Here is a 21,851-nt window from a genome sequence, read left to right as displayed (position 1 = left end):
CGAGGACGCCGGGAAAATTACATGATCGACCTGCACTATGCGCCGACGCCGAACGGCTGGAAAATCTCGATCATGCTGGAAGAATGCGGGCTGCCCTATACGGTCGTCCCGATGCAGCTCGGTCGCGGCGACCAGCACCAGCCAGAATTTTTGAAACTCAGCCCCAACGGCCGCATGCCGGCCATTGTCGATCATGCGCCCGCTGATGGCGGCGCACCGGTCTCGATTTTCGAGAGCGGCGCAATCCTGATCTATCTCGCGGAGAAGTCCGGCCGTTTCATGCCGGCCGAGATGCGAAAGCGTTTCGACGTCGTGCAATGGCTGATGTGGCAGATGGGCGGCCTCGGCCCGATGCTCGGCCAGAACGGACATTTCCTGCTCTATGCGCCCGAGAAGATTCCCTATGCGATGGATCGCTATACCCGCGAAGCCAAGCGCCTGTACGGCGTACTCGATGCGCATCTCGGGGAAGGCCGCGATTACATCGCCGGCGACTACTCCATCGCCGATATGGCGTGCTTTCCGTGGATCATGACCCATAAGGCGCAGGGCCTGACGCTGGATGATTTCCCGAACGTGAAGCGCTGGTTTGCGCTGGTCCGCGCACGGTCGCAGGTACAGGCGGGGCTTGCCGTCGGTAAGCAGGAGAAGAAGCCGATGGATGAGCAGGCGAGGAAGATCATGTTCGGTGTCGATGCGCCGGCGCATGCGCAGGCGCAGCAATAGAGCTCGTCATTTCGGAACGCGCGCATGACGAAGAAAATAATAACAAAACGAGGAAACACCCATGATCGAATTCTTCTTCGACTGTTCCAGCCCCTGGACCTATCTCGCCTTCCACAACATCCAGCCACTGGCGAAGGAGTTTGGCGAAGAGATCTCATGGCGACCCATTCTGGTGGGCGGCATCTTCAATTCGATCAATCCCAGCGTCTATGCTTCGCGCGAAACCCCGGTGCCGGCGAAGGCTCGCTACATGAAGAAGGACCTTGGCGACTGGGCGCGCTCGGCAGGCCTCGCCATCAAGATGCCGCCGACGGTGTTTCCGGTGAACAGCGTCAAGGCGATGCGCGGCTGCATCTGGCTTGGAAGCGATGCGATGGTGCCGTTCGCGCGCGCGGTGTTCGAAGCCTATTGGGGCGACGACAAGGATATCTCGAAAGATGATGTTCTCACCGAGATCTGTACGCGCACCGGCATCGATCCCGCGAAATTCTTCGCGGGCATCGGCGATCAGGCGATCAAGGACCAGCTCAAGGTCAATACGGATGACGTGATCGCACGGGGCGGCTTCGGCTCGCCGACCATCTATCTCGACAAGACCGACATGTATTTCGGCAATGATCGCCTGCCACTGATCCGCGAGGCGCTGCAGCGTCGCCGCGTTGGCGCTGGAAGCGCCGAGAGCGCCGCCTGATGCCGAAAGCAATCGTTTGCCGCGAGCTCGGGTCACCTGAAAGCCTGCGCCTCGAACAATTTGCATCAGTGCCGCTAAAACCCGGGCAGGTCCGCGTTGCCGTGCGCGCCGCCGGAATCAATTTTCCGGACATCCTAATGGCGGCCGGTGAGTATCAACTCAAGCCCGAACTGCCGTTCACGCCGGGTATGGAAGCGGCGGGCGACGTCAGCGAAATCGCCAGCGATGTGCCCGGCATCGCGGTCTGGGATCGCGTCATCGTCAAGCTGCGTCATGGCGGCTATGCGGACGAAGTCGTGGTGACGCCGACACAACTTACTCCACTGCCGTCGACATTCGACTACGCGGAGGGCGCGACGTTTCTCGCCGCCCACGGCACCGCGCATCATGCGCTGGTCGATCGCGGGCAGATCGGGGCGGGCGAAGTGCTGCTGGTGCATGGCGCCGGCGGCGGCGTGGGGTTGGCAGCGGTGGAGATCGGCAAGCTGCTTGGGGCTACCGTGATTGCGGCGGCGTCATCTGAAGACAAGCTCGGCGTCGCGCGTGCGCGCGGCGCGGATCATGGCGTGCTGTATGGCGCGGAGCCGTTCCGCGATGCCGTGAAACGCATCACCGATGGCAAGGGCGCCGATGTGGTGTTCGACCCGGTCGGCGGCGATATCTTCGAGCAGAGCCTGCGTTGCATCAACTGGGGCGCAAGGCTGCTGGTGATCGGCTTCACCGGTGGTATCGGCGTGGCGAAAACCAATCTCGTGCTCATCAAAGGCGCTAGCGTGCTCGGCGTGCGTGCCGGCGAGGCTGCGCGGCGAGATCCAAAGATCGGCGAAGCCCGCATCGCTCAGCTCCTCGCATGGGCAGAAGCGGGAAAGATTAGGCCAAATGTTTCGCATCGCCTGCCGCTGGCGGATGTCGCGGCTGCCATGCGGCTGCTGACAGAGCGCAAGGCGATCGGGCGTGTGGCGCTGACCATGGGCTGAGCGCTCAGCGCCGAAACTGGCCGTTCTTCAGGAAGGCGATGGTGTGCATGATTGCTTCCCGATTCCGGATCATCATCGCATGTGACGCGTGGATGACGAGGTGGTCGGTCATGCCTTCAAGTTTTGTGCGCGCGACGGTGACACGACCATCATTCGGGCCACGCAACATCAAGCGCGAAGCGATCGGATCGAGCGTACGATCGCCGGCGATGATGCCGACCGGATAGTCAACTGGGGGAAGCATCGCCTCAGTTAGGTCATCCCGCATCGTAACGAGTTGTTGCCCCGCCGGGCCGAAATACTGGCGATAGGGCAGCCAGTTCTTGAACAGATCGGCGATTTCGCTGCCGCCATTCGGCGTACCCAGCATCACCACGCGGCCCAGACGTGATGGACGGTGGCGCGCCAGATAGACACGCGCCAGCAGGCCCCCCATCGAATGGCAGACGAAATGCGTGCAGCCTTCGTTGGCTTCGGCAAACGGCGCGATGGCGGGATGGATGTCATCGGCCAGTGCAGACAGCGTCTTGCGCCGGCTGGGATAGCCAATGTTCCGCGTGGCGAATCCTGCAGCTTCGACCGCCTGCTGCATCTTGATGAAAGATCGGAACGACCGGCTGATGCCGTGCAGGAAAATGACGCCCTCGCGTGGACGACAGGAGGGCGTCGAATTCATTCGTGATCCTACTTGTAGCCGCGCTCGTCCCACCACGGGAAATAGCTCGGCATATCCGTGCTGACCTTGTTCTTGAACTCGGCCGGGCGCTTTTCGAGAAAGGCCACGACGCCTTCCTTGACGTCCTCGGAGCGACCGCGCGCATAGATGCCGCGGCTGTCGATCTTGTGCGCTTCCATCGGATCGTCCGCGCCCATCATGCGCCACATCATCTGGCGGATCAGCGCGACGGAGACCGGCGCCGTCTTGTCGATGAAGGTCCTGGCCAGCGCGCGTGCGGTTGGCAGCAGATCGTCGGGCGGCACGACCTTGCTGACGAGGCGGCCGGCGAGGGCCTCCTGTGCCGGGAACACGCGACCGGAGTAGCACCATTCCAGCGCCTGCGAGATGCCGACGAGGCGCGGCAGGAACCAGCTCGACGCGGCTTCCGGCACGATGCCGCGTTGGGAGAACACGAAGCCGAAGCGTGCGGCTTCCGACGCGATGCGGATGTCCATCGCGAGCTGCATGGTGGCACCGATGCCAACGGCCGGGCCGTTCACCGCGGCGATGACCGGCTTGAGGCATTTGAAGATGCGCAGTGTCACCTGACCGCCGCCGTCGCGCACCATAGGATCGCTGTAATCGACATCGCCGCTGGCGAGACGCCTCACCGGGCCGCGCCGCGCGTCGCGATCGAAGGTGTCGGCGCCCGAGGAGAGATCCGCACCCGCGCAGAAGCCACGTCCGGCACCGGTCACGATGATCGCGCGCACATTGTCGTCCGCATCGGCTTTGTCGAAGGCGTCGATCAGCTCGGCCTGCATGGTGGCGTTATAGGCGTTGAGCTTTTCAGGGCGGTTCAGCGTGATGGTGAGAATCTGCTCGTCGACGCTGTAGAGGATGGTCTCATAGGCCATGATGGTTTCTTCCCTGTTTTTATTTTGGTTCACTGGTCATTCCGGGGTGCGCCACTTGGCGCGAACCCGGAATCCCGACGTGTTTTCATTACTACTGGATTCCGGGTTCGCGCGCGAAGACGCGCGCGCCCCGGAATGACGTGCTAGGTGCAGGATTGTAGGATGGGTAGGGCCCTTGCGAAACCCATCCTTCGCACACAAGCGTGACGGGTTTCGCTGCTCTCAACCCATCCTGCGGAATTATGCCGACAGCGTTGGCTGCCGCTTCTTACGCCGGCAGCCGGGTTTCGACGATGCGGGCGAACATGCTGGCGCCGATGGGCAGGATCTTGTCGTCGAGATAGTAGCCGGGATTGTGCACCGGCACCGAGCCTTCTTGGCCGACCCAGAAATAGGCGCCGGGCACGGCATGCAGCATGTCGGCGAAATCTTCGGAGCCCATTTTCGGCTTCGCGCGGGTGATCACATTGGCGTCGCCGACGATCGTGCGTGCAACGTCCTCGACGGCCTTGGAATGCTCTTCCTGATTGACCAGCACGCTGAAGCCGTCGCGGATATCGACCTTGATCTCGCAATCGAATGCCGTCGCCATGCCGGCAGCGAGCGCATGCATCCGCTCGCGGATCTGCATCCGGACCTTCTCGGAGAAACAGCGCACGGTGCCGCAGAGCTTCGCATCATCCGGGATGACGTTATAGGCCGAGCCGGAATGGATCTGGGTGATCGACAGCACCGCGGATTCGAACGGATTGACGTTGCGGCTGACGATCGACTGCATCGCCTGACCGAGCGACATCGCGATCACGACAGGATCCTTGGAGCGCTCCGGCATCGCGCCATGCGCGCCGTAGCCCCGGATGGTGATGTCGAAGAAATCAGCGGCGGCCATTGCAGGGCCCGGGAAGATGCCGACTTCGCCGTGATTCATGTCCGGTGCATTGTGCAGACCATAGATTTCATCGCAGGGAAACTGCTTGAACAGACCGTCCTTGATCATCGCGCGCGCACCGCCGAGGCCTTCTTCGGCGGGCTGGAAGATGAAATGCACGGTGCCGTCGAAATTGCGGGTCTCGGCGAGATAGCGAGCGGTGCCGAGCAGCATGGTGGTGTGGCCATCATGACCGCAGCCGTGAAAACGGCCCGGAATGGTGGAGCGCCAGGCGAGATTGGTGTTTTCTTCCATCGGCAGCGCGTCCATGTCGGCGCGCAGGCCGATGCGCTTGGTGCCCGAGCCTTTGCCCTTCAGCACGCCGACGACGCCGGTACCCCCTAAGCCGCGATGCACTTCGACACCCCAGGAGGTCAGCTTGTCGGCGACGATGCCGGAGGTGCGGACTTCCTCGAAGCCGATTTCCGGATGCGCGTGCAGGTCGCGGCGGATGGCGGTGAGTTCGTCGGCGAAGGCGTCGATACGTTCGAGTGTGGGCATGGGTCTATCCGTTCACGGCACGAGGGCAGGTGATGAGGTCTGGGGCGTAAATGGTTCGCCATTCGGCTTCAGCCGGATGCCCGGGCGCAAATGCTTCCAGGGCAGCACGGACGTATCCGCCGGCATCGCGCCGGGCGCGGCGCAGATCAGCAGCTTGCCGGCGATCGGCTCGAAGTCGGCGCGGAAATGCACCGAGCTCTTGTTGACGAGAATGTTCTGCTCAGTCGGCTCGATACCGACATAGCGATACATCGACTGGTCGGCGAGCTGGGCCTTGTGCGAGGAGATGACGACGCGGACGTCGTCGATACGCAGACAGGCCGAGAGGCCCATATCCATGTCGCGACCGCCATAATAGGGGCCGTTGGCGACGAACTTGCCGTCCGACAGTTTCTCGACCACGAACGTGTTCTCGTAAGGCGCATCGCCGGGGATGCCCGACTTGCCGCCGATGGAGAGTTTGACCGTAGCGCCTTCGCCGGCCTGATGGGCAGCCTTCGCTGCAGCGGGATCGTAGATCACGCCATGGGCGGCCTTGATCGCCTTGTTCTTCACCAGCGCGCGCAGCATGCCGGTGGTGTCGCTGTCGCCGCCGGCGCCGGGATTGTCCTGGGTGTCGGCAATGACGACCGGCTTGGTGAGGGTCTTCGCCAATTCCATGGCATGCAACACGCCTTCATCCGGCCTGTAGATCTTGCCGTCGAAATCGTCTTCGTGGCCCATCACCAGCTTGACGATGGTGTCCGCTGCGGCGTCGGCATCGGCCCGCGTCACGCCATAGGCGAACACGCTCGGGCAGCAATGCGGGAAATCGGCGGCAGGAAAGCCCGGGCAGAACGACAGCGTCGGCACCTGGTCGTGTTCCAGCGCGGCCAGCTTCAGATAGATGCTCCTGGTCGGCTCGTCATTGGTGCATTGCCAGCTGATCGGAATCAGGAACGGCAATTGCCGGAATGCCTTGGCGAAGCGATTGCCGGCCAGCAGCAAGTCCATGTGGCGTGCGCAGGCGCGGCCGGTGTCGGCCATGTCCACATGGGGATAGGTGCGATAGGCGATTAGCGCGTCGGTATATTCGACCGTTTCCGGCGAGATGTTGCCATGCAGGTCGAGGCTGACCACGAACGGAATGTCCGGCCCGATCACCTCGCGCACGCGCCGCGCGATTTCGCCTTCGCCGTCGTCGAGATGTTCGGTGACCATGGCGCCGTGCAGATCGAGATAGACCGCATCGAGGGGCAGCGCTGCCCTGATGCCGTCAATCATCTCGCCGACAATGCGCTCGAACGCGTCCCTGGTGACATGCGCCGAAGGGCTCGCGCCGCAGGCGATGGTCGGGATCAGCTCCCAGCCGCGTGCCTCGGCTTCCTCGATAAAGCCGGCGAGGCCGACATTGATGCCACGCATGACCTTGAGGACGTCGGCGCCATGCGTCATCGACGGCCAGCCACCGCCATGTACAAAGGCCTCATAGGTCGCCTTGGTCGGCGCAAACGTGTTCGTCTCGTGCAGAAAGCCGCCGACAGCGATACGGGTCATTCAGAATCCAGGGTCAGTTTCGGTATGGGCTCAGGCCGCCGGCACGGTGGTGCTGCCATCGACCGCGCGGAAGTTGGCGAAATCCCATCCTCGTCCGGGTGCCGCGTCAAGCAGCTGGCGCGTATAGGGCTGTTGCGGATTTGCGAGGACTTCCGCCGCCGGGCCCTGTTCCACCACCCGGCCGTGCTGCATCACGGCAACGTCATCGCAAATCTGGGCGGCGACGCGCAGATCGTGGGTGATGAACAGGATGGCGATGCCGAGCCGGGTCTGGATGTCATCGAGCAGCCGCAGCACCTGGGCCTGCACTGAGACGTCGAGGGCCGAGACGGCTTCGTCGGCCACCAGAACTTCCGGATCGAGGGCAAGCGCGCGCGCAATGGCGATGCGCTGGCGCTGGCCGCCGGAGAACTGGTGCGGATAGCGCGACACTGCGTCAGGTGGAAGACCGACCAGTTCGAGCAGTTCACGCGCTCTGGCCATTGCCACCGAATGTTTGGTGCCGAAATTGATCGGACCTTCGCAAATGGACTCGCCGATGGTGATGCGCGGATTGAGCGAACGATAGGGGTCCTGGAAGACGATCTGTATCTTCTTGCGGTGCGGCTGCAACGCGTGACGTGACAGGTCGGAGATTTCGCGTCCGGCGAGACGGATGCCGCCCGAGGTGGGATCGATCAGTCGGACGATACAGCGCGCCACGGTCGATTTGCCGGAGCCGCTTTCGCCGACGATGCCGAGCGTGCGGCCCTTGCGCAGTGTCAGCGTGACGTCCTGGGCTGCGTGGACTTCGCGTGGTTTCCCGAACATGGAACGTTCGCGATAGACCTTGCCGAGCTCATTGGCCTCGAGCACGACTGGATTGAAGCCTGCTTCCTCGCGGGCCGCGCGGGGAATGAGGCTCGGCACCGACGACAGCAGGTTACGAGTATAGTCCTGCGTGGGCGCGCTCAGAATATCCTTCAATGCTCCGGTTTCCACCAGGCGTCCATTACGCATCACGGCGACGCGGTCGGCGATGTCGGCCACCACGCCCATGTCGTGAGTGATGAACAGCACGGCGGTGCCGTGATCCTTCTGAAGGTCGCGCATCAGCTTGAGGATCTGCGCCTGGGTGGTGACGTCGAGCGCTGTCGTTGGCTCATCGGCGATCAGCAGTTTCGGCTCCAGCACGAGCGCCATGGCGATCATGATGCGCTGGCGCTGGCCGCCCGACAGGCGGTGCGGATAGGACGCGAAGATGCGCTTCACATCGGGAAGCCGCACTTGCTCCATCATGTCGAGAATGCGCGCACGGCGGGCGCTGGCGCCGAGACTGGTGTGGGTGCGTAGTACTTCGTCGATCTGCTTGCCAACGGGGACGACTGGATTGAGCGCCGTCATCGGTTCCTGGAAGATCATCGCCATGGTGGTGGCGCGGAGCTCGCGCAGCCGCCGGTCGCTGGCTTGCAGCACATCTTCGCCGACCAACTTAATGCTGCCGCCGATGGCTTTGAGTGAATCTCGCGGCAGCAGGCCCATGGTGGAGAGCGAGGTAACCGACTTGCCGGAACCACTTTCGCCGACCACACAGAGCGTTTCGCCCTGGCGCACCTGGAGAGAAATGCCGTCGATGATCTTCTTGCCGGTGCCGCTCTTGCCGACGCCGACGACGAGGTTTTCAATTTCCAGTGCGATGGGGCGGGTATTCACGGTGGGGTTCACGAGTTCACTCACTTGCCGGCCTCACGCTGTTTCATGCGGGGATCGAGCGCATCGCGGGCAGCGTCGCCGATCAGATTGACGGAGAGGATGGCAATCGAGAGCAGTAATCCCGGCCAGAAGATCAGCGATGGCTTGACCTGGAAGAAGGCGCGACCCTCGGCCATGATATTCCCCCAGGTGGGGGTTTCCGGGCTGATGCCGGCGCCGAGGAACGACAGGATCGCCTCGGTGAGAATGGCGGATGCGGCGATGAAGGTGCCCTGGACGATCAGCGGCGCCACCGTGTTGGGCATCAGATGCTTCAACATGATCTTCGGCATGCTGGAGCCGAGCGAGATCGCCGCCTCCACATAGGGCTCCTCACGTGCCGACAGCACCACGGAACGCACCAGTCGCGCGACACGGGGGATTTCCGGAATAGTGATCGCAATCAGCACCGTCGTCAGGGTGGCGCCTGACAGCGACACGACGGCGATGGCCAGCAGCACGCCGGGCATTGCCATCAGGCCGTCCATGACACGCATCATCACAGCGTCGGCCAATTTGAAAAAGCCCGAGAACAGGCCGATGAAGAGGCCGATGACAATACTGGTGACGGCGGCGCCGAGGCCGATCAGGAGCGAGATGCGACCGCCATAGAGGATGCGCGCCAGCACGTCGCGGCCGTAAGCGTCGGTGCCGAGCAGATATTCCGAACTGGCCGGCTTCAGCCGCAAGGCGGGTGCCAGCAATTGCGGATCGTGCGACGTCAGCCACGGTGCGAAAATCGCCGACAGGATCACCAGCGTCAGGCAAATCGTCGCCAAGGCGATAATCGGCGTCGCGGTGAGAAAGCCGAGCGACGGACCGCTGCGGGAGGGGAGGGCCGGGTTGGGAAGGGATTCGATCGCCATCAGATACAGATTCCTAGTAACGAATTCTGGGATCGAGCAGTGCGTAGGCAAGGTCGATAAGCAAATTGACCCCGACATAAACGCCCGAGGTCAAAAGGATCATGGCCTGGATCACGGGAAAATCCCGCGCCAGCACGGCGTCGACCGTCAAGCGACCGATGCCGGGCAGGTTGAACACGCTTTCGGTGACGACGACGCCGGAGATCAGCAGTGCGAAGCCGGTACCGATCACCGTGATGACCGGCACGGCGGCGTTACGCAGCGCGTGGCGGAACAGCACACCGCTCTCGTTGATGCCCTTGGCGCGCGCGGTGCGGACATAGTCTTCGCCGAGCACTCCGAGCATTGCCGCGCGGGTCATGCGCGCGATTAGCGCGACATAGACAAAGGACAGCGCGATGGTCGGCAGCGTGATGCGCTCAAAGAACGGCCCGAAGCCACGCGAGATGCTGCGGAAACCCTGCACCGGAAACCAGCGCAGTTCGATCGCGAACACCTGGACCAGCACGTAACCGATCACGAACACCGGCACGGAGAAGCCGATCACCGACAGCGCCATCACGAAACGATCGATCCATGTGCCGTGTTTCCATGCGGCGATGACGCCGAGCGGGATCGCAACAAGGATCGAAACCAGCATCACGCTTAATGCAATGCTCAAAGAGGGCTCGATGCGCTGGTTGACCATCTGCAGCACAGGCACGTTGGAGATCAGCGAGGTGCCGAAGTCACCGTGCAGCAGCCGCCAGACCCAGCTGAAAAACTGCGTGTAGAGCGGTTCGTTGAGGCCGAGCTGCGTCCGGATGCGGTCGAGCTGCTCGGCCGTCGCGTTATCGCCGGCGATGATCGCGGCAGGATCGCCGGGCGTCAGCCGAAGCAGCAGGAAGACAAACAGGGCCACCACGCCCATAACGGGTATGGCCGCTAGAATTCGGCGAATGAGGTATCCGAGCATGGCGCTTTCCTATTGGTGGTGTTGATCGAACGTAACTGGACCGCGTCGGTCAACCGGAAACGTCACGGGCTCGCTGCTCTTGGTCGTCATTGTCCGCGAGAAACACAGATTTTTCGAGAAACGCTGATTCACCGTCGCAACTTGCCTCAACCCGAAGTTCGCTAAACTTAAACGTAAAGGTAGCAAGTCCTGTGCCACCGCCCGATTTGCGCCATGCGATGCATGTGCAAACCGGGCGACGTTGCATCAATCGAGGGTTGCCAGCAATCCCGCCATCAGGCGGCCACGATCAACAAGGCTCTGCGCGACGATATATTCGTTGAGCGTGTGCATATCGGCGCCATGAACGCCGAGCCCGTCGAGGGTCGGGATGCCCATCGCGCCGGTAAAATTACCATCCGAACCGCCACCCTTGCTGCCATGGGTCAGTTCGGGCAGGCCGAGGCGACCATTGATGGCCTTGGCTTTCTCGAACAGCGCCATGGTCGCCGCGTTCGGTTCCCACACCGGGCGGGTGACGCCGCGGGTGACGTTGAAGGTCACGTCATTCTCGGTACCTGAGAGAGCGAGCATGCGCTGGACGCCGGCATCGAGATCTTCCTGACGCTTGGCCATGCTCAGCGCTTCGCCGGTGCATGACGAGGCAACGCAGTTGACCCATTGTCCGCCATGCACGATGCCGACGCTGAACGTGCAGTCCGGTCCGGTCATCTCGTCGATCTGCACGATCTTCTTCGCCATTTCGCGAATCGCGGAGCGGCCGTTCGACAGCGTCGCGCCCGAATGGCTGGGCCGGCCGATGGTTTCGAGATTGAAGCGGGCGATCGCATAGCGGCCAGTGGTGACACCGTTGCCCGCACTACCGGGCTCCGGCACCAGCACGTATTTGTTCCGCGCGGCTTCAGCTTCGATGATGTCGCGGGTCGATGGCGTGCCGACTTCCTCGTCGGGCGTGAACAGCACGGTGATCGGTAGCGGCGTCGTATAGGAGATACGTGCGAGCTGGCGGATGGCTTCCAGCGACAGATAATTGCCGCCCTTCATGTCGCAGATCGCCGGGCCGTAGCAGCGCTCGCCATCGCGGCGCCACTTCAGCTTTTCGATGGTGCCAACCGGGTGAACGGTATCCATGTGGCCCGCGATCAGGATGCCGGGTTCGCCGAATTTCGGATGTGGAAAACGGGCGCGGATGCAGCCGCCGAATCCCTGACGTCCCGCGATGCGCTCGATGGTCGCACCCATGATTGCCATGTCGCGTGCAGCGAGGTCGAGCATGCCGTTGACCGCATTTGCGTCCCATGTGGGGCTCTCGCATTCGACCCAGATGCGCAGGCCCTGCAACATGTTCTCGAGATCAAACGGGAGTTCGGCGGGGTTCATCAAGTCATTCCTCTTGGATGAGAATTTCGTCACGGATGATCAAGGCGCTCCGTGCCTGCGCACATTGCGAGAGTTTGTCGGCGAGAGTTCGCGCATGACTTAGCAGCAGCGCAATCGCCTTTGCAAATCGACAATGTGCATTGCAATGCATTCTACACCGTGTGGATGTATCGCGTGGAAAACGCGATTGACGCGCATCACGCTTGATGCCAAGTCCTTGAAGCCTAAATGATAAAGGCAATACGCGAAGGCGCCTAAAATTCTATCGCGTTGCATAATCGATCATCGATCGATGGTCAGATTCCAGTCAGGAGAGATTGAGTGTCCTACATGTCACGTTGGCAGCATTCTGCGGCCTTCACGAAATTTGCGCTGCCCGGTCTGGCGGTCGTCGTTGCGCTCGCGCTGCCGGTGCTGTCGTCGCCCGCGCATGCTGCAGGTAAGACCATCACTGCAGTGATGCATTCCGATCTGCGTGTGATCGATCCCGGTATCACCACCGGTTATATCGTCCGCGACCACGGCTACATGGTTTACGACACGCTGCTCGGCATGAACTCGAAATACGAGATCAAGCCGCAGATGGCCGACTGGAAGGTCTCCGACGACAAGCTTGTCTATACATTTACCCTGCGCGACGGCCTGCTGTGGCATGACGGCAAGCCGGTCACCGCCGAAGACTGCGCCGCGTCGCTGCAGCGCTGGGGCCGCAATGACGGCATGGGCCAGAAGCTCATGGATTTCACCAAGAGCATTGAGGCGCCCGACGCCAAGACCATCGTGCTGACGCTAAAGGAGCCCTACGGCCTCGTTCTGGATTCGATCGCCAAGCCATCGTCGCTGGTGCCGTTCATGATGCCAAAGCGTCTGGCTGAGACGCCCGCCGGCAAGGCGATCGCCGAGCAGGTCGGTTCGGGTCCGTTCAAATTCGTGCAGTCGGAATTCCAGCCCGGCGTGAAGGCCGTCTACGAGAAGTTCAAGGAGTACAAGCCGCGCTCCGAGCCGACCGACTGGCAGGCCGGCGGCAAGGTGGTAAAGGTCGATCGCGTCGAATGGATCACCATGCCCGATGCACAGACCGCGGTGAATGCGCTGCAGTCGGGTGACATCGACTTCATGGAAAATGGTCCCTACGACCTGCTGCCGGTCCTGGCGAAGGATCCGGAGCTCAAGATCGAAGTGCTCAACCCTCTGGGCTTCCAGACCTTCGGCCGCATGAACTTCCTTAACCCGCCCTTCGACAATCCGAAGATTCGCCGTGCCGCGTTTTTGGCAATGAGCCAGAAGCCGGTGCTGGATGCGCTGGTCGGCGATCCCAAATATTACAAGGTCTGCGGCGCGGTGTTTGGTTGCGACACGCCGAATGCGACGGATGTCGGTTCGGAAAGCCTGGTGAAGGGCAATGGCGTCGAGGAAGCCAAGAAGCTGCTTGCCGAGGCCGGTTATGACGGCACCCCGGTGGTGATCATGGCGCCGACCGATGTGACGACGCTCAAGGCTCAGCCGATCGTTGCCGCGCAACTGCTCCGCAATGCCGGCTTCAAGGTCGAAGTGCAGGCCACCGATTGGCAGACGGTGCTTAGCCGTCGTCCGAGCCAGAAGCCCGTCAAGGAAGGCGGCTGGAACATGTTCTTCTCGAACTGGGTCGGCGCCGACATTCTCAATCCCATCAGCAATGTCGCGACCTCCGGCCGCGGCAAGAGCAATGGCGGCTGGTTCGGCTGGAGCGAAGATGCCGAGCTGGAAGTTCTGCGCGACAAATATGCGCGGGCGACCACGCCGGAAGAGCAGAAGAAGCTCGCCGCCGAGATCCAGAAGGAGATCTACGACAAGGTGATCTACATCCCGCTCGGCGAATACAAGGTGCCGAGCATCTGGCGCACCTCGCTGACCGGCGTCACCCAGGGCGCTGCGATTCCGATGTTCTGGAACATCGACAAGAAGGACTAACCCGGCACCGCTGCGGCGGTCCGTATGAAATAACAAACGCCGGCCTGAGTGATCAGGCCGGCGTTTTTGTTTTTGCGAATGACCTCTCCACGAGCGATGCGTTCGATGGTCGCACCCGTGATTGTCATGTCGCGTGCAGCGGGGTCGAGCATGCCGTTGACTGCGTGCGTGACTTGGCAGCAGCAGGCAATCCCCTTTGCAAATTGATGATGTGCATTGGAATGCATTCTACAGCATGTGGATGTCGCGCGTCGAAATCGCGATTGACGCGCATCATGCTTGATGCAAGTCTTTGATGTCTAAAAGATAAAGGCAATGCGTGGTAGCGCCTAAATTTCTATCGCGTTGCACAAGCAATCATCGACCGATGGTCAGTTTCAAGTCAGGAGAGATCGAATGTCCTACATGTCACGTTGGCAGCGTTCTGCGGCCTTCACGAAATTGACGCTACCAGGTCTGGCGGTAGCCATTGCGCTCGCGCTGCCGGTGCTGTCGTCGCCCGCGCATGCTGCCGGCAAGACCATCACTGCGGTGATGCACTCGGATCTGCGCGTGCTCGATCCGGGCATCACCACCGCCTATATCGTGCGCGATCACGGTTACATGGTTTACGACACGTTGCTGGCGATGGACGCAAACTTCAAAGTCCAGCCGCAGATGGCGGAGTACAAAGTCTCCGATGACAAGATGGTCTACACCTTCACGCTGCGCGACGGCCTGAAGTGGCACGACGGCAAGCCGGTGACCGCGGAAGATTGCGCCGCATCGCTGCAACGCTGGGGTCGTAACGACGGCATGGGCCAGAAGCTCATGGACTTCACCAAGAGCATCGAGGCGCCAGACGCCAAGACCATCGTGCTGACGCTGAAAGAGCCCTATGGCCTCGTGCTCGACTCGATTGCCAAGCCGTCCTCGCTGGTGCCGTTCATGATGCCGAAGCGTCTCGCCGAGACGCCCGCCGGCAAGGCCATTCCAGAGCAGATCGGTTCGGGTCCGTTCAAGTTCGTGCAGGCTGAATTCCAGCCGGGCGTGAAGGCGGTCTATGAGAAGAACAAGGACTACGTGCCGCGCTCCGAGCCTGCGAGCTGGGCGGCCGGTGGCAAGGTCGTCAAGGTCGACCGCGTCGAATGGGTCACGATGCCCGATGCGCAGACGGCGGTGAACGCACTGCAGTCCGGCGACATCGATTTCATGGAGAACGGTCCCTACGACCTGCTGCCGATTCTCGTCAAGGACAAGGACCTCAAGATCGAGGTTCTGAACGAGCTCGGTTACCAGACGCTGGGCCGTATGAACTTCCTGTTGCCTCCCTTCGACAACGTCAAGGTTCGCCGCGCGGCATTCCTCGCGATGAACCAGAAGCCGGTGCTCGATGCGCTGGTCGGTAATCCCGACTACATGAAGATCTGCGGTGCCATGTTCGGCTGCGGCACGCCGAATGATACCGACGTCGGTTCGGAAACCATGGTCAAGGGCAGCGGCATGGCGGAAGCCAAGAAGGCGCTGGCCGAATCCGGTTATGATGGCACGCCCGTGGTCATCATGGCGCCCACCGATGTGTCGTCGCTGAAGGCGCAGCCGATCGTTGCAGCGCAGCTTCTGCGCGATGCCGGCTTCAAGGTCGAAGTGCAAGCCACCGACTGGCAAACCGTGGTGACGCGCCGCGCCAGCCAGAAGCCCGTCAAGGAGGGTGGCTGGAACATGTTCTTCACCAATTGGGTCGCTGCTGACATTCTCAACCCGGTTTCCAACGTCTCGACGTCGGGCCGCGGCAAGAATGGCGGCTGGTTCGGATGGTTCGAGGACGCCAAGATCGAAGAACTGCGCGACAAGTATGCGCGCGCAGCGACGCCTGCGGAACAGAAGGCTGCCGCTGCGGAAGTCCAGGCCCGTGCGCTCGAGCAGGTCGCGTATCTGCCGCTTGGCGAATACCGGATCCCCAGCATATGGCGGAAGTCGCTGACCGGCGTGCTGCCGGGCGCCGCCACTCCGGTGTTCTGGAACATCGACAAGAAGGAGTAACCGGCGCCGCTGCGGCGGGCAGGTTTGAATAAGAGAGCGCCGGCCCGAGTGATCAGGCCGGCGCTTTTGTTTTGAGGCAGGCTTTGCCCGTCCTGCGGTGTTGGTATAAACAGATTTAAAGTTGCTCTCGCCCACGCCCAATCTGTTCGACATGCCTGTGGGAACGAAGCGCAAAGCCCAGCCAGCAGCCGCTAGCAAGAAGAGATGGCCACATGACGTATGACGAGCGCGTTGAGCAGGCGATCATGGCCCATGACGTCGATGCGTTGATTGAATTTGCTTATGGTTATCCCTGCAAAAGCACCACGCGCAGGGGCGAGCCGATGTGCGTCTGCAAAATGCAGGCACAGGCCTTGCGCAAGAAGGTCGCGCCGCGCGCGCTTTTCAGCGGAAGAATTGAACGCGTCTAGGAAACTCAGCGCTAGGGCGAGGCGGCGGACACGACCAGCAGCACGTCGGCCTTGGGCTTGCCGATGCTGCGCACCCAGTGCGGGGTCTCGCCGGAAAAGTACAGGCAGTCGCCTTTCTTCAGGACGATCTCTTCGTCCTCGATCTTGATCGCCATCTTGCCTGATATGACGAACAGGAATTCCTCGCCCGCGTGCGATGCGCGCGGCGCGAATTTCAGCGGCGGCCGGATCAGGAACGGCTCCATCATCTTGCGTGTGCGTCCCGCAGCCAGCGCCAGCAGATCGACGCCGTCGTCCTGCATGGGCGTTTGCTGTTCGTCCTGCCGGAACAGCGTGTAGCGCGGGGCCGGCGTTGGGTTGGGGTCGAACAGATAGGTGACGTTGACATCGAGCGCTGCGGCGAGGCGCAGCAGCGCATTGACCGACGGCGTTTTCAGGCCGCGCTCGACGAGGGAGATATAGCCGCGCGTCAGTTCGCTCTGGGTGGCGAGCTGATCCAGCGTCAGTCCCTTGGTGGTGCGTAGCTGGCGCAGGTTGAAGCCAACCGCATTCTTGCTGACGTCGAGCAACGTCGATCTCCTGATGAGGTGCTTATTCTTTTAGAGTGCGCGCGGCGATGGTGGAAGGGCCGTCTCGCTGATCTCTTTGAAAGAGCTCCAGAGCGATGCCGGAGTGTTTCTACAGGAAAACATTGCTGCAGATATTTCCAGCACGGGCAAGGATAATTTAGGCAAAAGTGTCGGGAAATGGCTATTTTACGCCTGTGTTATGTGCATCTGCTGCCTTTTGCCGATTTAGGCATCAGATGCCGATTTTCATGACGTTGATTTCTCTCAGTAAACCTGTTGGATTTTGATGACGGGAATATGTCCTCAGAAAACGACACGAAGGCAGATAGATGATCAAGCGTTTGAAGCCCGGCAAGCGGCTCAGCATGGCCACGGTGCATGGTGGTCTCGTTTATCTCGCAGGGCAAGTGCCGGACGATCTGTCTGTCGGTGTCGAAGCGCAGGCCGCCGAAGTGCTCGCCAAGATCGATGCACTGCTCGGCGAAGCCGGCACCGACAAGTCATCGATCCTGAGCGCGACGGTGTGGTTGCCCAACATCGCGGATTTCGCGGCTTTCAATACGGTCTGGGATGAGTGGGTGCCGGCAGGCGCATCGCCTGCACGCGCCTGTGTCGAAGCGCGGCTCGCCAATCCCTCGATCAGAGTCGAGATCGCAGCCATTGCTGCGATTCTCTAGGGAATCGCTGCCATTCCTTAGGCATCACCACCGCCTGCGCTGGGGCGACTGAAGCAACAGCGAAAGTTCACGAGAAGACCCGGACTGCGCCGCGAGATGTCGCGGCACAGAACGAGCCCGCGCGCCTGAAACTGAACATGTCTTTTGAAGGAGTGAACATGACCGTCGCAGAAGAATTCAATACAGTCACCGCCACGGCGGAGAATCCCGACGATGCGGCCATGCGCAAGATCGTCTGGTCCAGTGTGATCGGCACCGCCGTCGAGTGGTATGACTTCCTGATCTACGGCGCGGCAACCGCGCTGGTGTTCAACAAGGTGTTCTTCGCTGCCGGCGATCCGGCACTCGCAACTATCGCAGCCTTCGGTACCTATGCGGTCGGCTTCCTTGCGCGTCCGCTCGGTGCGGCGATCTTCGGTCACTATGGCGACCGCGTCGGCCGCAAGGCGATGCTGGCGATTACAATCATGGTGATGGGTCTCGGCACATTCGCCATCGGTCTGCTGCCGACCTATGCACAAATTGGAATCGCGGCACCGATCCTGCTCATCGCGCTGCGCTTCCTGCAGGGCATCGGCCTTGGCGGCGAATGGGGTGGCGCGGTTCTGATGGTGGTCGAGAATTGTCCCACGCATAAACGCGGCTTCCTGGGCAGCATGGTGCAGGTCGGCAATCCCGTCGGCAATCTCGCGGCCATCGGCATGTTCGCGCTGGTCTCGCAACTGCCCGAAGAAGACTTCATGAGCTATGGCTGGCGCATTCCGTTCCTGATCTCGATCCTTCTGGTTGGCGTTGGCCTCTGGATCCGCATGAGCATGGAAGAGACCCCCGCGTTCCGCGCGCTGAAGGCCAAGAATGAAGTTGCCAAGATGCCGATCGTTGAAATCTTCAAGTATCACCGCCGTCCGTTCTTCACGGCCGTCGGTCTGAAGATCTCGGAGATCGCTTATGCCTCGATCGCCGGCGTGTTCATCATGTCCTATGCGACGTCGAAGCTCGGCCTGTCGCGCGGGCTGGTGCTGAACGGCGCCTTCATCGCATCCTTCGTTGCACTGTTCTCGATCCCGTTCTTCGGCTGGCTGTCGGACAAGGTCGGGCGCAAGGCGATGTTCTATGCGAGCTGCCTCTTTTGCGCGGCTTTCGCATTCCCGATGTTCTGGCTGCTGGATACGCGCGATCCGACCATCGTGATCCTCACCATCGTTGTCGCGATCTCGTTCGGCCAGATGGTGATGTTCGGCATCGGCGCGCCCTGGTACTCGGAGCTGTTCACCGCGAAGCTGCGCTATAGCGGTGCGTCGCTCGGCTTCCAGGTCGGTGCGGCCATCTCGGGCGGTCTCAGCCCACTCATCGCGGCGTCGCTCATGACGTGGGCCGGTGCGACCTGGCCGGTGTCGGTGTTCCTGATCTTCTGCGCCTGCATCACCGCCATCGCGACGTCCTTTGCGCCGGAAATGGCGAACAAGGAACTGACCTGACGGCAACGGGGCGGCAGTACGGCTGCCGCCCCATATGCCTGCCTATCAATGACTGCGATGATGATTTCCGCAGAAGGGATATGAGCGATGCTCGATACGTTGACTGCCAAACCTGCACCCGGCTCCGTGGTCCCGTCATGGACCGGCGTGGTGCGCTATCTCCACATCACGCCGCGCGCATTCCTGCCGATGCGCGAAATGCCTGAGCTCACGCTGGTCGCCGGCAAGGGCATCGAGGGCGATCGCTACATGATCGGCCGCGAGGGGGGCTTCTATTCGCACAAGCCTGAAGAAGGGCGCCAGGTCACGCTGTTCGAATATGAGACGCTGGTAGCGCTCAAGCGCGATCACAATATCGATCTGGGTCCCGAGGAACATCGGCGCAATGTCACCGTATCCGGCGTGCCGCTGACGCATCTGGTCGGTCGCCAGTTCTGGCTCGGCGAAACGCTGCTGGAATCGACGCGTTTGTCGATCCCGTGCCGGCATATCGAGGAGATCACCGGCAAGGCGATCTTCGATCCGCTGATCAACCGCTCTGGCCTCAACTGCAAGATCCTGCAGGGTGGCACCGTGCGCGTCGGCGATGCCGTGCGGAATGTGCAATGACCGCGGTGCCGATCACCAAAGTCAGGACGATCGTCGAGCAGATCGAGGACGGGGGCCCGGGCATCAAACTGTTCTCGCTGGTCGATCCCGATCACTGGGAGCTGCCGCCATTTCGGCCGGGTGCGCATATCGATCTGCATCTGCCCGGTGGATTGGTGCGGACTTATTCGCTCTGCAACGATCCCGCCGACGACAAGCGCTATGTCGTGGCAGTGAAGCGCGAGGCCGAAGGGCGGGGCGGTTCGATCGTGCTGCATGACGCGGTCAAGGTCGGCGACACCATCGGCGTGACGCTGCCGCGCGGCGGGCTCGATCTATCTGCGGATGTGACGCGCTTCACCTTCATCGGTGGCGGCATAGGCGTGACGCCGTTCTTGTCGGCGGCGGCCTGGCTCAAGCGCATGGGCCGTTCGAAATTCATGCTGCACATGATTGCGCGCGGTGAGCCGCCACTCGCCGATCTGCTCGCGCCGCTGCGCAAGTCCGGTCATGTGGTGATTCACGACACGTCGAGCGGGCAACGCCCGGATATCGCGGCACTGGTCGGCCGGCCGCTGTCGGATGTCGCGCTTGCCTGCTGCGGCCCCGACGGCATGATCGACGACTTCGAACAGGCATCACGCGACTGGCCCGCCGATCGCGTTCATATCGAGCGCTTCGTGCCGCCGCCGCTGCCGGTCGATCCCGACGCCAAGCCCTATGTGCTCGCGCTCGCAAAATCGAACCGGGAAATCACCGTGGCTGCAGGACAGACCATGCTGTCGGCGCTGACAGATATCGGCATCGACGTGCCGGCATCCTGCTGCGGCGGCATCTGCGGCTCCTGCAAGGTGGACTGGCTGGAAGGGCAGCCGGTGCATCGCGACCGCGTGCTGTCGCCGGCGGAACGCGAACGCAGCCTGCTGGTCTGCGTGGCGGGTTCCGCTGGGGATCGTCTGGTTCTCGATCTCTGACGTCCGATCTGACGGCCAAACAGGCGGCAACGGATGCACCGTTGCCGCCTGTTTGCGTTTCATGCAGCGCATCGCAACGCCCGACGTTCCGGTCAGCGAACCGCCCGCTTTGGATGGCCTACAAACATACCTTGACCGCTTAACTAATTTTTAGAAATTGCGCAAAGTGCGCAAAAAGTGTTTGATGTCTGCGTAATTTGCGCATATCGGGCGGTGTGCGCAGGGGCTCCTGAGGAAAATTGCGCAGAATAATCAGTGATGCGCACGGCGCGGGAAGGAAATAGACCATGCAGATTCCAATTAAGCGGGCGATTGAGAAGGTGCCGGGCGGCATGATGACCGTGCCGCTGCTGATCGGCGCGCTGTTCGCGACCTTTGCCCCCAACACCCCGAAATTCTTCGGCTCCTTCACCGGCGCGCTGTTCTCCGGCGGCGCTCTCAGCATTCTCGCCGTGTTCTATGTGTGCATGGGTGCGAGCATCGACTTCAAGGCGACCCCCTATATCGTCAAGAAGGGCGGCGCCCTGATGATCGTGAAGGTTGGCACCGCCATCATCCTCGGCCTGATCTTCGGCCGCTTCCTCGGTGAAGCGCCGGTCACCGCCGGCATCTTCGCAGGCGTGTCGACGCTGGCGATCGTCGCCGCCATGAACGACACCAATGGCGGTCTCTACATGGCGCTGATGGGCCAGTATGGCCGTCCGCGCGACGTCGGTGCCTACAGCATCATGACGCTGGAAAGCGGTCCGTTCCTCACCATGGTGACGCTTGGCGTTGCCGGTCTGTCGTCGTTCCAGTGGCCCGCGCTCGTCGGCGCGATCCTGCCGCTGGTGGCCGGCATGATCCTTGGTAATCTCGATCGCGAGCTGCGCGACTTCCTCAGCAAGGCCGTGCCTGTGATGATCCCGTTCTTCGCCTTCGCGCTCGGCACCGGCCTGAACCTGACGCAGGTCTGGCAGGCGGGTCTGCTTGGCGTCGGCATGGGCGTTGCCGTCGTGATCGTGACCGGCATCCCGCTGTTCTTCGTTGACCGTCTCACCGGCGGCAACGGCGTTGCGGGTGTCGCAGCGGCATCGACCGCCGGCAATGCGGCGGCCGTGCCTGCGATCGTCGCTGCGGCCAATCCGGCCTATGCGGCTGCTGCCGGCCCGGCGACCATCCTCATCGCGGCCTGCGTGGTCGTGACGGCGATCCTGACGCCGATCCTGACCTCGTGGGTTGCCGGCATCGTCGGCCGTGATGTCGAGCCGGAAGCGGAGGCGACGACGCCTGCCGCGCCGAGCGTCGCATCACCCGCACCAGTGGCTGGGCGCTAAG

At 61.9% G+C, this 21,851-nt stretch carries 21 protein-coding genes; 11 read left to right on the top strand and 10 right to left on the bottom strand.

Features of this window, described 5'->3' with window-relative positions; all coding sequences use genetic code 11:
• Positions 1–21: 21 nt before the first annotated feature.
• The 3 genes from AB8B02_RS15255 to AB8B02_RS15245 all read left to right on the top strand — a co-directional run bounded on the left by AB8B02_RS15255 (position 22) and on the right by AB8B02_RS15245 (position 2,394).
• Entirely contained in the window at positions 22–726 is a 705-nt protein-coding gene (locus AB8B02_RS15255) for a glutathione S-transferase N-terminal domain-containing protein (protein WP_439064329.1), read from the top strand.
• Positions 727–787: 61 nt separating this feature from the next.
• Positions 788–1,417 (top strand): 2-hydroxychromene-2-carboxylate isomerase, encoded by a 630-nt coding sequence (locus AB8B02_RS15250; RefSeq protein ID WP_439064328.1) that lies wholly within the window; start codon positions 788–790, stop codon positions 1,415–1,417.
• Positions 1,417–2,394 (top strand): NADPH:quinone oxidoreductase family protein, encoded by a 978-nt coding sequence (locus AB8B02_RS15245; protein ID WP_439064327.1) that lies wholly within the window; start codon positions 1,417–1,419, stop codon positions 2,392–2,394. The genes AB8B02_RS15250 and AB8B02_RS15245 overlap by 1 nt, the downstream gene beginning before the upstream one ends.
• 4 nt (positions 2,395–2,398) lie before the next feature.
• On the opposite strand, the gene AB8B02_RS15240 is transcribed toward AB8B02_RS15245, so the two are convergent.
• The 8 genes from AB8B02_RS15240 to AB8B02_RS15205 form a co-directional block, all read right to left on the bottom strand.
• Positions 2,399–3,070 (bottom strand): esterase/lipase family protein, encoded by a 672-nt coding sequence (locus AB8B02_RS15240; protein ID WP_439064326.1) that lies wholly within the window; start codon positions 3,068–3,070, stop codon positions 2,399–2,401.
• Positions 3,071–3,078: 8 nt separating this feature from the next.
• On the bottom strand, positions 3,079–3,969 hold the full coding sequence (locus AB8B02_RS15235; protein ID WP_439064653.1) for a crotonase/enoyl-CoA hydratase family protein: 891 nt from the start codon (positions 3,967–3,969) through the stop codon (positions 3,079–3,081).
• A 268-nt stretch (positions 3,970–4,237) separates the two neighbouring features.
• Complete coding sequence (locus tag AB8B02_RS15230; RefSeq protein ID WP_089264945.1) at positions 4,238–5,398, bottom strand: M20 aminoacylase family protein; 1,161 nt, start codon at positions 5,396–5,398, stop codon at positions 4,238–4,240.
• A 12-nt stretch (positions 5,399–5,410) separates the two neighbouring features.
• The gene (locus tag AB8B02_RS15225) at positions 5,411–6,934 is read right to left on the bottom strand and encodes a M81 family metallopeptidase (protein WP_439064325.1); all 1,524 of its coding nucleotides are present in this window, start codon (positions 6,932–6,934) and stop codon (positions 5,411–5,413) included.
• Positions 6,935–6,964: 30 nt separating this feature from the next.
• Positions 6,965–8,650 carry an ABC transporter ATP-binding protein gene (locus AB8B02_RS15220; RefSeq protein WP_420878637.1) on the bottom strand — a complete coding sequence of 562 codons (1,686 nt, stop codon included), beginning with the start codon at positions 8,648–8,650 and terminating at the stop codon, positions 6,965–6,967.
• Positions 8,647–9,531, bottom strand: coding sequence for an ABC transporter permease (locus tag AB8B02_RS15215; protein ID WP_089264943.1), 885 nt, complete (start codon positions 9,529–9,531; stop codon positions 8,647–8,649). Before AB8B02_RS15215 ends, AB8B02_RS15220 begins: the two co-directional genes overlap by 4 nt.
• A gap of 13 nt (positions 9,532–9,544) precedes the next feature.
• Positions 9,545–10,486, bottom strand: coding sequence for an ABC transporter permease (locus AB8B02_RS15210; protein WP_093756403.1), 942 nt, complete (start codon positions 10,484–10,486; stop codon positions 9,545–9,547).
• Positions 10,487–10,732: 246 nt separating this feature from the next.
• Entirely contained in the window at positions 10,733–11,866 is a 1,134-nt protein-coding gene (locus AB8B02_RS15205; protein WP_439064324.1) for a M20/M25/M40 family metallo-hydrolase, read from the bottom strand.
• A 330-nt stretch (positions 11,867–12,196) separates the two neighbouring features.
• Between AB8B02_RS15205 and AB8B02_RS15200 the strand changes: the two genes are divergently transcribed.
• Positions 12,197–13,816: an ABC transporter substrate-binding protein gene (locus AB8B02_RS15200; protein WP_439064652.1), complete on the top strand. Its 1,620-nt coding sequence runs from the start codon at positions 12,197–12,199 to the stop codon at positions 13,814–13,816.
• Here the strand turns inward: AB8B02_RS15200 and AB8B02_RS15195 are convergent.
• The gene (locus AB8B02_RS15195; RefSeq protein ID WP_439064323.1) at positions 13,813–14,043 is read right to left on the bottom strand and encodes a hypothetical protein; all 231 of its coding nucleotides are present in this window, start codon (positions 14,041–14,043) and stop codon (positions 13,813–13,815) included. The genes AB8B02_RS15200 and AB8B02_RS15195 overlap by 4 nt on opposite strands.
• 169 nt (positions 14,044–14,212) lie before the next feature.
• Between AB8B02_RS15195 and AB8B02_RS15190 the strand changes: the two genes are divergently transcribed.
• Positions 14,213–15,838 carry an ABC transporter substrate-binding protein gene (locus AB8B02_RS15190; protein ID WP_439064322.1) on the top strand — a complete coding sequence of 542 codons (1,626 nt, stop codon included), beginning with the start codon at positions 14,213–14,215 and terminating at the stop codon, positions 15,836–15,838.
• A 212-nt stretch (positions 15,839–16,050) separates the two neighbouring features.
• Positions 16,051–16,248, top strand: a complete 198-nt coding sequence (locus AB8B02_RS15185; protein ID WP_439064321.1) for a hypothetical protein — start codon at positions 16,051–16,053, stop codon at positions 16,246–16,248.
• A gap of 11 nt (positions 16,249–16,259) precedes the next feature.
• Here AB8B02_RS15185 and AB8B02_RS15180 read toward each other — a convergent pair whose 3' ends face one another.
• Positions 16,260–16,817, bottom strand: a complete 558-nt coding sequence (locus AB8B02_RS15180) for a cupin domain-containing protein (RefSeq protein WP_120292626.1) — start codon at positions 16,815–16,817, stop codon at positions 16,260–16,262.
• Between the two features lie 329 nt (positions 16,818–17,146).
• On the opposite strand from AB8B02_RS15180, the gene AB8B02_RS15175 reads away from it, so the two are divergent.
• The 5 genes from AB8B02_RS15175 (at position 17,147) to AB8B02_RS15155 (ending at position 21,850) form a co-directional block, all read left to right on the top strand.
• A complete protein-coding gene (locus AB8B02_RS15175) occupies positions 17,147–17,494 on the top strand; it encodes a RidA family protein (protein ID WP_093756398.1) in 348 nt (115 codons plus the stop codon).
• Positions 17,495–17,715: 221 nt separating this feature from the next.
• Positions 17,716–18,972, top strand: coding sequence for an MFS transporter (locus AB8B02_RS15170; RefSeq protein WP_439064651.1), 1,257 nt, complete (start codon positions 17,716–17,718; stop codon positions 18,970–18,972).
• Positions 18,973–19,059: 87 nt separating this feature from the next.
• Positions 19,060–19,581 (top strand): MOSC domain-containing protein, encoded by a 522-nt coding sequence (locus tag AB8B02_RS15165; RefSeq protein WP_439064320.1) that lies wholly within the window; start codon positions 19,060–19,062, stop codon positions 19,579–19,581.
• Complete coding sequence (locus AB8B02_RS15160) at positions 19,578–20,534, top strand: PDR/VanB family oxidoreductase (protein WP_439064319.1); 957 nt, start codon at positions 19,578–19,580, stop codon at positions 20,532–20,534. The genes AB8B02_RS15165 and AB8B02_RS15160 overlap by 4 nt, the downstream gene beginning before the upstream one ends.
• Before the next feature lie 287 nt (positions 20,535–20,821).
• Positions 20,822–21,850 (top strand): 2-keto-3-deoxygluconate permease, encoded by a 1,029-nt coding sequence (locus tag AB8B02_RS15155; protein WP_089264931.1) that lies wholly within the window; start codon positions 20,822–20,824, stop codon positions 21,848–21,850.
• Position 21,851 lies beyond the last annotated feature (1 nt).

The sequence above is a fragment of the Tardiphaga sp. 862_B3_N4_1 genome, from assembly GCF_051811085.1.
Classification (GTDB): Bacteria; Pseudomonadota; Alphaproteobacteria; order Rhizobiales; family Xanthobacteraceae; genus Tardiphaga; species Tardiphaga robiniae.
The sequence above is the reverse complement of the archived record's forward strand: the minus strand, read 5'-3'. Positions and strand labels throughout refer to the sequence as shown.